Below are 12492 nucleotides of genomic sequence, written 5' to 3' on the forward strand. Positions count from 1 at the left end.
GTCAGGGCTTCCATGCGTCCTTTGCGACAACGATGCTTTTTGCGAGTGTGAATTCCCATTGCACCAGTGCCCAAGTCGTGGCAGCCCTTGTGCAAAATCCAAAGGGACAGGCATGAAACGGGCGGAAAGCGTGACATTTGGCGGCTCTGGACTGGACCGGGCGGCGCAGATCCGTACCGATGCCAGAGCCTTGGAGGCAGCACGGTCCGATCCCACGGCGCGGTGCATCCTGATGTGGCGGGGCAAACCGCTGGTCATGGGCGAAGCGCTGGACCAGTTGGCCTTGGTTCCGATGGACCACGATCTGGTTGCGAACGGACCCGGCGGGGCGATTGACCAACCGATCTTGCTGGGCCGCAGTGATGCGGGTGCGCCGCTGTTTGCAATGGACATTTCGAATTGGTCTGCCGACGGGTTGGACCTGTCGGGCGTTGGAGCGTTCGTGGACCGAACCGAACAGCAGCATCCGGGGCTGCCCGTGGGCCACGTGTTCGCCGAGCTTCGTCGGATCATGACCCGGCTGTCGGCCCGGGACGCCGAATTGGCAGCCACTGCCAAAGCCGTGATCGGCTGGCACGAGACGCACAGGTTCTGCGCGCGCTGCGGCAACCCGACCAACATTTCACAGGCGGGGTGGCAACGACTGTGCCCGGCCTGTGGCGGTCAGCACTTTCCACGGACCGATCCGGTGGTGATCATGTTGGTCACGCATGGCGATTCCGTCCTGATGGGCAGATCTCCGGGGTGGCCCGACGGCATGTATTCACTGTTGGCCGGTTTCGTCGAGCCGGGCGAGACCCTCGAAGCCGCCGTGCGGCGTGAGGTCATGGAGGAGGCCGGCGTTCCGGTCGGACACGTCAGCTATCTGGCAAGTCAACCCTGGCCATTTCCGTCGTCGCTGATGTTCGGGTGTGCAGCGCAGGCGCTGTCCCGCGAGATCACGATCGACCCGGTCGAGATCGAGGACGCGATGTGGGTCACCAAGTCCGAGATGATGCAGGCTTTTGCAGGCGAGCACCCCAAGCTTCTGCCGGCGCGAAAGGGGGCAATCGCGCATTTTCTTTTGCGTAACTGGCTTGCAGATACGCTGGACTGACGAAACACTGACACCCTGACTGAGCAGAAAAGGCCGACATGCAGGTTTCAGCACGCGAAGATATCCAGGCGCCGATCGATGCGGTGTTCGACATGGTCGCGGACTTCGAACGGTTCGAGCGCATGGCGATGCGCCGCGGTGTCGAGGTTCGACGCACTGTCGAAATGCCGGGCCACTGGGTCGGGTCGTGCTGGGAAGCCGATATCATGATCCGTGGCAAGCCACGCCACGTCGCGATCGAGGTGGCCGAGTTTGATCGCCCCACAGCCATGCGGTTTCGATCGACCAGCAAGGGGATGAACGGCCTGACCACGATTGATCTTCTGTCGCTGTCGCAAAAGCAGACGCGGCTGAGCATCGAGATGTCACTGGCGGCCAAGACCTTGCCTGCGCGTCTGCTTCTGCAGTCGTTGAAGCTGGGCAAGGCCAGATTCCGGCGCCAGTTCCAGATGCGACTGAGCGATTTTGCGCGCGAAATGGAAGAACGCTATCTGCACGGGGCTTGAGAGCCGGCGTTTGACTGGCGGTGAGCAGTCCCAAGCTGCCTGCGCGTGGGAGCAGACTAACCGCGTGGTCGAGCAGCGGGGTACACGCCCAGCACTTCCACATTCGTGGTGAAATGCTGCAGTTCATCCATCGCGAGCTGCACGTTGCGGTCTTCAGGGTGGCCGACGATGTCGGCGTAGAACTGAGTCGCCGTGAACGAGCCATCAACCATGTAGCTTTCCAGCTTGGTCATGTTGATGCCGTTGGTGGCAAAACCGCCCATGGCCTTGTACAGCGCCGCCGGAATGTTCCGGACCTGGAACACGAAGCTGGTGATCATCCCGTGCTCGCCACGGCGGCGGCGGTCGTCCTCGCGGGACATCACCAGAAAGCGGGTCGTGTTGTCGTCGCTGTCTTCGATGTGGCGCGCCAGCAGTTCAAGGCCATAGATTTCGCCAGCCAGTTCGCTGGCCAGGGCCGCCGAATGTTTCTCACCCGCTTCCGAGACCTCGCGCGCCGCGCGGGCGTTGTCAGGGCTGACGCGCCCGCGGATGCCGTGGGCCTTCAGGAAGTTTGCGCATTGCGGCAACAGCACCAGATGCGAATGGGCTTCGGTGATATCTTCGAGTTTTGCGCCCGGCACGCCCAGCAAGTTGATGTGAACCCGCACAAAGGCCTCGTCCACGATGTGCAGCCCGCTGTGCGGGAGCAGGCGGTGGATATCGGCCACTCGTCCATAGGTGCTGTTCTCGACCGGCAGCATGGCCAGATCCGCCTCGCCCGAGCGCACCGATTCGATCACGTCCTCGAATGTTCGGCAGGGCAGCGCCTCCATATCCGGACGCGCATTGCGACAGGCTTCGTGACTGTAGGCGCCGGGTTCCCCCTGAAAGGCGATGCGTTTGGTCATTTGGTCGATTCCGTGCAACAAGTTCCAGAATTGGGCGTTTCGTCGCGGTGTCTATACCTTGCCTCTTGCAAGGGGAAGCCTTAGACACCCCGAAGACAGCTGAAATGGACACGCGATCAATGTTCGACACGATGACAGTTACCAAGGCCGCAGCCGGCCTGTTCGGTGCCTTCCTTGTACTCCTCCTGGCAAAATGGGGGGGCGATGTTCTCTACCATGTCGGCGGGCACGGCGAAGCCGCCTATGTTATTGAAACCGAAAGCTCTGGCGAAAGCGCTGACGGCGAAGAAGTGGTCTTTGCCGATCTGTTGGCCGCAGCTGACCCGGAAAAGGGCGCGAGGGTTTTCCGCAAGTGTTCGGCTTGCCACAAGCTGGAAGAAGGCGCCAATGGCACCGGTCCCTACCTGTATGGCATCGTGGACCGCCCTGTGGCGGCGGCCGCGGGCTTCGGCTATTCGGCGGCGATGCAGTCGCATGGCGGCAACTGGACCCCGGAAGAGCTGGATGCGTTCATTGCAAACCCCAAAGGCTATATCCAAGGCACTTCGATGAGCTTTGCCGGTCTCAAAAAGGCTCAGGAACGCGCAGACCTGATCGCGTACCTGCAGACGATTGGCGGCTGATCCGCCCATCCAGACACCGAAAAGCGAAAGCCGCTGCCATGTGCAGCGGCTTTTTTTGTCTGAGCAAAACTTCACAAAGCGCTCACGCATTCTAAACTTGCAAGTGTCAGTGCTGGGCTTTTAGCTTGCGCACAAGGACATGGACAGAAGACAACATCGAAGGATGACCCGTATGATTTCCCATCTGCCTGGCGCGCGCGAACAAGGTTTTCGTCATTGGGTCGCGGCATTGGGCATTTCGGCGGCGTTGGTTCTGGGGCAGGCGGGGCCAGCCCGGGCCGACGAGGACCAGATCATTCGCAGCCATGGCTACTCGTACTTCGGCAATCTCGACTACCCCGCCGACTACACGCACCTGAACTATGCCAACCCGGATGCGCCCAAGGGCGGCGAACTGTCATTGGCCGCATCGGGCACGTTTGATTCCCTGAATCCATATTCACGCAAAGGTCGCCCCGGAGCGTTGACGACACTGCAATACGATCGGCTTATGGACAGCACCGATGACAGTGTCGGTCAGTACTACGGCGTATTGGCTGAGAGCTTGGAGTACGACGCCGACCGCAACTGGGTCATTTTCCACCTGCGCCCCGAAGCGACGTTCTGGGATGGCACGCCCGTCACCGCCCAGGATGTGGTCTACAGCCACCGACTGTTCATCGAACAGGGCCTGCCGTCATATGCGCAGGCCGTCGGGCGGATGGTGACCGGCGCCGAGGCGCTGGATACGCACACGGTCAAGTTCACGTTCAATCCCGAATTGACGGCCCGCAGCCGGATCGAAACCGTCGGCGCGACGCCCGTATTCTCGAAAGCGTGGTTCGAGGCAGACCCGTCCCGCCGTCTCGACGAGCCGCGCCTGGAAGTCGCCGTTGGATCTGGGCCGTACAAATTGGACAGCTACGATATCAACCGGCGCATCGTCTACAAACGCCGGGACGACTACTGGGGCAAGGACTTGCCGTTCAACAAGGGCCGGCACAACTACGATACCATCCGAGTCGAGTATTTCGCGGACCAGACAGCCGCCTTTGAAGGCTTCAAGGCAGGCGAATACACGCTGCGGATCGAAAGCGACCCCAAACTGTGGGCGACCGGCTATGACTTCCCCAAGTTGAAAGAGGGCTACGTCGTCAAGGACGCGATTGCGAATGGCAGCCCACCGACCCCGTCGGGCTTTGTGTTCAACCTCGCGCGTCCGCAATTCGCGGACAAGAATGTTCGAAAGGCACTGGCACTGGCATTCAACTTTGAATGGGCCAATGAATCTCTGCTGTTCGGCCTGAACTCACCCCGCGATTCGTTCATCGAAGGCACACCGCTTGAAGCGATGGATACACCGCAGGGGGCAGAGCTGTCATTTCTGCAAGCTTTGGGCGACGTGGTTCCACCCGAGATGTTGACCGAACCGGTGACGACCGTTCACGAATCCAACCCGGCGCGCCTGAACGATCGGCGCAACCTGCGCAAAGCCTCAAAACTGTTGGACGAAGCCGGATGGCCCGTGGGCGACGGCAACTTGCGCCGCAATGCTCAGGGTCAGACCCTGCGGGTGAACATCCCCTATCCGTCCAACCTGCCGACATCGACGGCCACGATGATCGAGACCTTTGTCCAGAACCTTCAGGCGCTGGGCGTGGATGCTTCAGCCGAAAAGGTCGATCCGGCGCAGTACACCCTGCGCAGCCGCGAGCGTGACTATGACATGGTTTATTCGACACGCTATGGCGCGTTCCTGTCGACTGGCGGCGGCCTCAGTCAGATGTATGGCTCGAAAGAGGCCGAGTTCAGCCTGTTCAACCCGGCAGGCCTTGCCAGCCCGTTGGTGGACGCCATCATCGAGGCGTCTTTTGCGACCAACAATCAAACCGATCAGGATGCAGCGCTTATGGCCTTGGATCGCGCCTTGCGCTATGAGTTCTTCATCATACCGGATGGGTATATCGCGGAATACTGGACAGCCTACTACAACATGTACGAATACCCCGATCAGTTGCCGCCCTATGCGCTGGGATACCTTGATCTGTGGTGGATCAATCCCGAGAAGGAAGCGGCCCTGAAAGCAGAAGGCGCGCTGCGTTAACATGGGCGCATATATTCTTCGACGCCTGTTGCTGGTCATTCCGACCCTTCTGGGCATCATGATCGTCAACTTCACGCTGGTGCAGTTCGTACCCGGCGGTCCGGTCGAGCAGATCATCGCCCAGATCGAAGGGCAGGGCGATGTATTTGCGGGTTTTGCGGGGTCCGGTGACGCGGGGGCCGGGGCCGAACCCGGCGGTGGCGTCTTCGATGACAAATACGTGGGCGCCCGCGGGCTGCCGCCGGAATTCATCGCCGAACTGGAGAAGGAATTCGGCTTCGACAAGCCGCCGGTCGAGCGGTTCCTGAACATGATGGGCAACTATCTTACGCTGGATTTCGGCGAAAGCTACTTCCGCTCGGTCTCGGTGATCGACCTGGTGCTGGAAAAGATGCCGGTGTCCATCTCGCTGGGCCTGTGGTCGACGCTGATCGCTTATCTGGTCTCGATCCCGCTGGGCATCCGCAAGGCGGTGAAGGATGGTTCACGCTTTGACACATGGACCAGCGCGACCATCATCGTGGCCTATGCGATCCCCGGCTTCCTGTTTGCGATCCTGCTGCTGGTGCTGTTTGCGGGCGGCTCCTACTGGCAGATCTTCCCGCTGCGCGGGCTGACCTCGGACAATTGGGAGGACCTCAGCCTGCTGGGCAAAGTGGCCGACTACTTCTGGCACATCGCCCTGCCGACCATCGCACTTACGATTTCCGCGTTTGCCACGCTGACGCTACTGACCAAGAATTCGTTTCTGGACGAGATCAAAAAGCAATACGTCATGACCGCTCGCGCCAAGGGGCTGAGCGAGCAGCGCGTTTTGTACGGCCACGTATTCCGCAACGCGATGCTGATCGTGATCGCCGGCTTCCCGGCGGTGTTCATCGGCGTGTTCTTCGGCGGGTCGATCATCATCGAGACGATCTTCTCGCTGGATGGCCTCGGTCGTCTGGGCTTTGAGGCCGCAGTGGCGCGCGATTATCCGGTGATCTTCGGGACGCTGTTCATTTTCGGTCTGCTCGGTCTGGTCGTCGGCATCATCAGCGACCTGATGTATGTGCTGGTCGATCCGCGCATCGATTTCGAGAAACGCGAGGGGTAAATGGCACTTTCTCCTCTGAACCAACGTCGCTGGCGCAATTTCTGCCGCAACCGCCGGGCCTTCTGGTCGCTGATCATCTTTTCGGTGCTGTTCGGTCTGTCGCTGTTCGCGGAATTCATCGCCAATGACAAACCGATCCTGGTGAAGTACCGGGGCGAGTTCTACACGCCCATCTTCAACTTCTACGCTGAGACCGAGTTCGGCGGCGACTTCCAAACCGAGGCGATCTATCGTGACCCCGAGGTCCGTTGCCTGATCGACAGCGGCGGGCTGGAGGAGTGTTTCGACGACCCCGAAGGCATCATCGAGCAGATCGAGGCGGGGACGTTCCAGGCCGAAGGATTCGAGCGCGGCTGGGCCATCTGGCCGCCGATCCCGTATTCCTACAACACCAGCGTCGACCGTCCCGGTGCGGCGCCCCTGCCGCCCAACGGGCAGAACCTGCTGGGCACCGACGATACCAAACGTGACGTGCTGGCGCGTGTCATCTATGGCTTCCGCCTGTCGATCCTGTTCACCCTGATCGTCACCGGCGCGGCCAGCCTGATCGGCATCTTCGCCGGCGCGCTGCAGGGCTTTTTCGGCGGCTGGCTGGACCTGATCTTCCAACGCATCATCGAGATCTGGTCGGCGACGCCCTCGCTTTACGTCATCATCATCATGTTCGCAGTGCTGGGGCGAAGTTTCTGGCTGCTGGTGTTCCTGATGATCCTGTTTTCGTGGACAGGTCTTGTGGGCGTGGTGCGGGCCGAGTTCCTGCGCGCCCGCAACCTGGAATATGTACGTGCGGCCAAGGCGCTGGGCGTGGGCAACCTGACCATCATGTTCCGCCACATGCTGCCCAACGCGATGGTGGCCACGCTGACCTTCATGCCCTTCATCGTGACCGGCACGATCGGGGGGCTGGCCAGCCTCGATTTTCTGGGCTTCGGCCTGCCGTCCTCGGCGCCCTCGCTGGGCGAGCTGACCCTGCAGGCCAAACAGAACCTGCAGGCGCCATGGCTGGCCTTCACCGCCTTTTTCACCTTTGCCATCATGCTGTCGCTGCTGGTCTTCATCTTCGAAGGCGTGCGTGACGCGTTCGACCCGCGAAAGACCTTCTCATGAGCTTGCTGGATGTCAAAAACCTCAAGGTCTCTTTCCGTCAGGACGGGCAGGTGACCACGGCGGTTCGGGGCGTGTCGTTCCATGTCGATCGCGGGGAAACCGTGGCGCTGGTGGGCGAATCCGGGTCGGGAAAATCGGTCACCGCGCTGTCCACCGTGTCGCTGCTGGGCGACAGCGCGATCGTCGAAGGGTCGGTCACCTATGACGGGCAGGAGATGATTGGCGCATCCGAGCAGCGCCTGATGGAGGTGCGCGGCAACGACATCAGCTTCATCTTCCAGGAGCCGATGACCTCGCTGAACCCGCTGCACACGATCCAGAAGCAGATGGCGGAATCGCTGGCCCTGCACCAGGGTCTGACGGGCGACGCGGCGCGCGCCCGGATCGTCGAATTGTTGAACAAAGTCGGTATCCGCGACCCCGAGGAACGGCTGGACGCCTATCCCCATCAGCTGTCCGGCGGACAGCGGCAGCGGGTGATGATCGCCATGGCGCTGGCCAACAAGCCCGACATCCTGATCGCGGACGAGCCGACCACTGCGCTGGACGTGACGATTCAGGCGCAGATCCTCGAACTGCTGGCCGAACTGCAGAAATCGGAAAACATGGGGATGCTGTTCATCACCCATGATCTGGGCATCGTGCGACGCATCGCCGACCGGGTCTGCGTGATGAAGGATGGCGAGATCGTCGAGACCGGCCCCGTGGCCGAGATCTTCGACAACCCTCAGCACCCCTATACCCGCAAGCTGCTGGCGGCCGAACCCACGGGCATACCCGACCCGATCGACCCCGCCGCCGAAGAAGTGGCCCGGACCGAGCATCTGAAGGTCTGGTTTCCGATCCAGCGCGGGTTCCTGAAGCGCACGGTCGGCTATGTGAAGGCGGTGAACGACGCCACACTCAGCGTGCGGGCGGGCGAGACCGTGGGGATCGTGGGCGAAAGCGGCTCGGGCAAGACCACGCTGGCGCTGGCGATCATGCGGCTGATCGCCTCCGAGGGCGGGATCACCTTCCGCGGGCAGGATGTGCGCCGCTGGTCCACGCGCGAGCTGCGCCGCTTGCGCAAGGACATGCAGATCGTGTTTCAGGACCCGTTCGGCAGCCTCAGCCCGCGGATGACCTGCCAGCAGATCATTGCCGAGGGTCTGGCGATCCACAAGGTCGACCCGCACCGTGCCCCGCGCGAACTGGTGGCCGAGGTGATGACCGAGGTGGGCCTGGACCCGGCGGCCATGGACCGCTATCCGCACGAGTTTTCGGGCGGGCAACGCCAGCGCATCGCGATTGCCCGCGCCATGGTGCTGCGGCCCAAGCTGCTGGTGCTGGATGAACCCACCAGTGCGCTGGACATGACGGTGCAGGTGCAGATCGTCGAATTGCTGCGCGACCTGCAGAAGAAATACGGGCTGGCCTACCTGTTCATCAGCCACGACCTGAAGGTGGTGCGGGCGATGTCACACAAGGTGATCGTCATGCGCAACGGAGACGTGGTCGAGATGGGCGCTGCCGAAGATCTTTTCGTCGACGCCCAGGATGACTATACCCGCGAACTGATCGCTGCGGCGGGCTAGGCGTTGGCCGCTTCGCGCGCCGCCGATTTCGGCACCGGGCCGCGCAGCTCTTCATAGTGGTCGAACTGCAGCTTGACCCAGCCGGTGCCGCGTGTGGCGCTGGCCAGTGTGCGGTGTAGTTCGTCCTCGGCCACGGCGGGCAGTTGGGCGTTGAATAACTCCCAGCCCGGCGCGTTCGGGTTGCCCTCGAACCCGAGTACCTGCCCCTGAAGCGAGCTGATCGTGGGCACCAGATCGCCCACGAAGGCCGACGGAACATGGATCTCGGCGTTCAGGATCGGCTGCAAAACAACCGGCTTGGCCTGTGGCAAGGCTTCGCGCACGGCGTTCTTGCCTGCCGTCCGGAAGGCAAAATCGGAACTGTCCACGTTGTGATGCTTGCCGTCATGCAGGGTGACCTTCACATCCACCACCGGAAAGCCCTCGGGGCCCTGCGCCAATGCATCGACCGCGCCTTGTTCGACCGAGGGGATATAGTTCTTGGGCACGGCGCCGCCCTTGACCACCTCGTCGAATTGAAATCCCGATCCGCGCGGCAGCGGCGCGACCGAGATCACCACATCGGCGAACTGCCCCGCTCCGCCGGATTGCTTGCGGTGGCGGTGTCGGTGTTCGACCGTGGCGCGGATGGTCTCGCGATACGCGGTCTCGACCGGAGAGGTTTCGATCTCGATCCCGAAATCCTCGGCCAGCTTGGCGACCACCCGCCGCATGTGCTGCGGCCCTTGGGAACCGAGAACGGCGTGGCCGCTCAGCTCGTCCTGTTCCAGCGTCAGGCCCGGGTCGATCTCGACCAGCCGGGACAGCGCGTTGGACAGGCGCACGTCGTCGCGTTCATAGGCCGGCGACACCACCTGCCGATAGGCGACCGGATGCGCCGTGGCCCAATCCGGCAGCGGCGTGGAGCCGCTGCTGTCATAGATATTGCCGGGGTTGAGGTGATCGGATTTCACCGCCAGCCCGATCTCGCCGGCCTTCAGCCCGTCGATTTGGGTCTTTGCGTCCAGCGCGGTCAGGTTGCCAACAGTTTCGCCGCCCAGCGGGTCATGCGCCTTGATCCCCTCGCCCAGCCCCCGCAGGACGATGATTTTGCCAATGTGCTTTTTGACGTCGGCGAACCCGGCGATGGCGCGGGCGGCCTCGGGCGCCGCGTCCCGGTCGGCGGCGATGTCGAATTCGGGCGCCTCGTGCCGCAGGGCCTTCATCAGGCGGGTCAGCCCGTTGCCATGGCTGGCTGCGCCCAGACAGGCCGGGATCAACTGATGGTTCTGCAGGACTTGCGCGGCCAGGTCATAGACCTCGGCGCTGGGCGGTTGCTTGTCCTCGATCAGCTGCTCAAGCAGGTGGTCGTCGAAATCCGACAAGGTTTCGAGCAGTTCGGTGCGGGCTTCGGCCTCGCGATCGGCCACCGATTGCGGCAGTTCGATCAGCGCCGAGGGCTGACCTTCCTGATATTTCCACGCGCGCTCCGAGATCAGGTCGACGGCGCCGACGATGGTTTCGCCTTCACGGATCGGCACCTGTCGCAGGGTGATGTGATGGCTGCAATAGGTCTGCAGCGCGGCGATGATGTCGCGGATGCGGCCGTTGGGGTTGTCCATCCGGTTGATGAACAGAAAGCAGGGAATGCCCGCCTCCTCGACCAGCCGCAGATAGGGGGCACACAGAACCGCCGCGTCCGGGTCCGGCGGGACCACCACCACGGCCGCGTCGGAAATGGCCATGGCGGGTCCGGCATAGGCCAGCGCATCGCCCCCGCCATCCACGTCGATCGCGCACCACGGTTCGTCCAGATAAGAAAAACCGTGCAGATGCACGGTTCCGGACAGGTCGAATGTGGTGGGCCGGCCATCAAGGCGACTGATGGCCTCGACCAGTGTTGTCTTGCCCGATTGGCTAGGGCCGAGGACGGTAAAAACGCGCATGGGTGCTGTCCCTTCGTCAAGTTGCAGAGTGGTTGCACGAAAGGAGCTGTCGAACGCGGATGCGCCGGCGAGTCTGTCTGAATGATGGCCTGCCTCGGCGTCGGGCGGCCTGCCGCCCGCCTTCCGAGTGTGGGGAAAACCCCCCGCGCGCGTCAACCCCCCGCTTTTTTGCATTGTGGCGACTGGCCGGCTTGCGGCCTGTCGCCCGTCGTCAGATCGCCGAACTGTGGCCTGCCTTGCTCAGGTCATAAGCGTCGAAGGTCCGGGCGATCATCCGAGCCAAGGCGCGCGCTTCGGGCGGGATGAACAGCCCGTCATCGGTGATTTGCAACAACCCGTCGAAGGCGTCATTGGCGCGCTGGTACATCGCCTTCAGCTCGGCCGCCGAGATGTCGTGGTCGCGCAGGATCTCGGCCGTTTCGATGCGGAAGTCGCACATCAGGGCCTCGATCAGGCGGGCGCGCAGAATGTCCTGATCCTTGAACAGATGCCCGCGCGAGGTCGAGAACCGGCCATCGCGCACCGCTTTGGTATGGGCCGACGTGGCCGGTGCATTCTGCGCATAGCCCTGCGGGAAGCGCGAGATCGAACTGGCGCCGACGCCAATCAGAACCTCGGCCTGGTCGTCGGTATAGCCCTGGAAGTTGCGTTTCAGCCGCCCGGCCTTCAGCGCGTGGGTCAGCCCGTCATCCTTGGTGGCGAAATGATCGATGCCGATTTCTTCGTAATTGTCCCACAGGAACAGACGGCGCGCGGTGTCGAACAGATCAAGCCGCTGTTCCGGCGTCGGAAGGGCGTCGGACGGGATCAGCTGCTGGCGTTTCGCCATCCACGGCACATGCGCGTAGCCATACAGGGCCACCCGGTCGGGGTTGAGGGACAGCAGCTTCTGCACGCTTTCGGTCATCCGCGCCTTGGTCTGGTGCGGCAGTCCGTACAGGATGTCGGCGTTCAGGCTGGGCACACCGCGCTCGCGGATCATGTCGATCGCCTCGCGGGTGGTGTCATAGCTCTGGATGCGCCCGATGGTCTTCTGGATCTCGTCGTCGAAATCCTGAACCCCGATCGAGGCGCGGTTCATCCCGGCTTCGGCCAGCGCATCCAGTCGAGCGGCATCCACCTCGTTGGGGTCGATCTCGACCGAGAATTCCGCGTTGGGTCCAAGTGGGACGATGCCCAGAATATGCGCAGCCAGTTCACGCATCAGGTCGGGGTTCAGCAGCGTGGGCGTACCCCCGCCCCAGTGCAGGCGCGACAGGGTCACCCCGCTGGGCAGGCGCGCGGCCAGCAAGTCCAGCTCGGCCTTGAGGACATCGACATAGGCGATGACGGGGTTGTCGGTCTGGGTGCCCTGAGTGCGGCAGGCGCAGAACCAGCACAGCCGGCGACAGAACGGCACATGGACATAGAGCGAGATCGAACTGCCCGGCCGGATGGCGGAAATCCAGTCGCTGAACATGTCGGGCCCCACGTCATTGCTGAAGTGGGGGGCGGTCGGATAGCTGGTATAACGCGGTACCTTCGCGTCAAATAGTCCGAGCTTTGCCAATTGAGGTTTTACTATCATGACGACACCGGTATAGGCTCGACGA

At 62.4% G+C, this 12492-nt stretch carries 10 protein-coding genes; 7 read left to right on the top strand and 3 right to left on the bottom strand.

Going from position 1 to position 12492, the window contains the following annotated elements:
• Nucleotides 1-112 precede the first annotated feature (112 nt).
• Both nudC and ACR0DA_RS13175 read left to right on the top strand, forming a co-directional pair.
• Complete coding sequence (gene nudC / locus ACR0DA_RS13170) at nucleotides 113-1096, top strand: NAD(+) diphosphatase (RefSeq protein WP_480754374.1); 984 nt, start codon at nucleotides 113-115, stop codon at nucleotides 1094-1096.
• Between the two features lie 38 nt (nucleotides 1097-1134).
• Complete coding sequence (locus ACR0DA_RS13175; protein ID WP_170360904.1) at nucleotides 1135-1602, top strand: SRPBCC family protein; 468 nt, start codon at nucleotides 1135-1137, stop codon at nucleotides 1600-1602.
• A gap of 56 nt (nucleotides 1603-1658) precedes the next feature.
• Here the strand turns inward: ACR0DA_RS13175 and ACR0DA_RS13180 are convergent, their stop codons facing one another.
• Nucleotides 1659-2492, bottom strand: coding sequence for a prephenate dehydratase (locus ACR0DA_RS13180; protein WP_170342378.1), 834 nt, complete (start codon nucleotides 2490-2492; stop codon nucleotides 1659-1661).
• Nucleotides 2493-2611: 119 nt separating this feature from the next.
• Here ACR0DA_RS13180 and ACR0DA_RS13185 point away from each other — a divergent pair, with 119 nt between their 5' ends.
• From ACR0DA_RS13185 to ACR0DA_RS13205, 5 genes are all read left to right on the top strand, one after another.
• A complete protein-coding gene (locus tag ACR0DA_RS13185) occupies nucleotides 2612-3115 on the top strand; it encodes a c-type cytochrome (protein WP_170370463.1) in 504 nt (167 codons plus the stop codon).
• A 172-nt stretch (nucleotides 3116-3287) separates the two neighbouring features.
• Nucleotides 3288-5198: an extracellular solute-binding protein gene (locus ACR0DA_RS13190; RefSeq protein ID WP_480754412.1), complete on the top strand. Its 1911-nt coding sequence runs from the start codon at nucleotides 3288-3290 to the stop codon at nucleotides 5196-5198.
• A 1-nt stretch (nucleotide 5199) separates the two neighbouring features.
• Entirely contained in the window at nucleotides 5200-6294 is a 1095-nt protein-coding gene (locus ACR0DA_RS13195; protein ID WP_170341405.1) for a microcin C ABC transporter permease YejB, read from the top strand.
• Entirely contained in the window at nucleotides 6295-7401 is a 1107-nt protein-coding gene (locus ACR0DA_RS13200) for an ABC transporter permease (RefSeq protein ID WP_149776229.1), read from the top strand.
• Nucleotides 7398-8975 carry an ABC transporter ATP-binding protein gene (locus tag ACR0DA_RS13205; RefSeq protein WP_170600083.1) on the top strand — a complete coding sequence of 526 codons (1578 nt, stop codon included), beginning with the start codon at nucleotides 7398-7400 and terminating at the stop codon, nucleotides 8973-8975. The genes ACR0DA_RS13200 and ACR0DA_RS13205 overlap by 4 nt, the downstream gene beginning before the upstream one ends.
• Here the strand turns inward: ACR0DA_RS13205 and ACR0DA_RS13210 are convergent.
• Both ACR0DA_RS13210 and hemN read right to left on the bottom strand, forming a co-directional pair.
• Nucleotides 8972-10900, bottom strand: a complete 1929-nt coding sequence (locus ACR0DA_RS13210; RefSeq protein ID WP_480754377.1) for an elongation factor G — start codon at nucleotides 10898-10900, stop codon at nucleotides 8972-8974. The two genes, ACR0DA_RS13205 and ACR0DA_RS13210, sit on opposite strands and share 4 nt — an antisense overlap.
• A 211-nt stretch (nucleotides 10901-11111) precedes the next feature.
• Complete coding sequence (gene hemN, locus ACR0DA_RS13215; protein ID WP_170434050.1) at nucleotides 11112-12467, bottom strand: oxygen-independent coproporphyrinogen III oxidase; 1356 nt, start codon at nucleotides 12465-12467, stop codon at nucleotides 11112-11114.
• Between the last annotated feature and the right edge of the window lie 25 nt (nucleotides 12468-12492).

This window comes from Ruegeria sp. CI8 (assembly GCF_056536865.1).

Coding starts and splice junctions, on each gene's coding strand:
- nudC (WP_480754374.1), top strand. CDS start 113: ATGAAACGGGCGGAAAGCGTGACATTTGGCGGCTCTGGACTGGACCGG.
- ACR0DA_RS13175 (WP_170360904.1), top strand. CDS start 1,135: ATGCAGGTTTCAGCACGCGAAGATATCCAGGCGCCGATCGATGCGGTG.
- ACR0DA_RS13180 (WP_170342378.1), bottom strand. CDS start 2,492: ATGACCAAACGCATCGCCTTTCAGGGGGAACCCGGCGCCTACAGTCAC.
- ACR0DA_RS13185 (WP_170370463.1), top strand. CDS start 2,612: ATGTTCGACACGATGACAGTTACCAAGGCCGCAGCCGGCCTGTTCGGT.
- ACR0DA_RS13190 (WP_480754412.1), top strand. CDS start 3,288: ATGATTTCCCATCTGCCTGGCGCGCGCGAACAAGGTTTTCGTCATTGG.
- ACR0DA_RS13195 (WP_170341405.1), top strand. CDS start 5,200: ATGGGCGCATATATTCTTCGACGCCTGTTGCTGGTCATTCCGACCCTT.
- ACR0DA_RS13200 (WP_149776229.1), top strand. CDS start 6,295: ATGGCACTTTCTCCTCTGAACCAACGTCGCTGGCGCAATTTCTGCCGC.
- ACR0DA_RS13205 (WP_170600083.1), top strand. CDS start 7,398: ATGAGCTTGCTGGATGTCAAAAACCTCAAGGTCTCTTTCCGTCAGGAC.
- ACR0DA_RS13210 (WP_480754377.1), bottom strand. CDS start 10,900: ATGCGCGTTTTTACCGTCCTCGGCCCTAGCCAATCGGGCAAGACAACA.
- hemN (WP_170434050.1), bottom strand. CDS start 12,467: ATGATAGTAAAACCTCAATTGGCAAAGCTCGGACTATTTGACGCGAAG.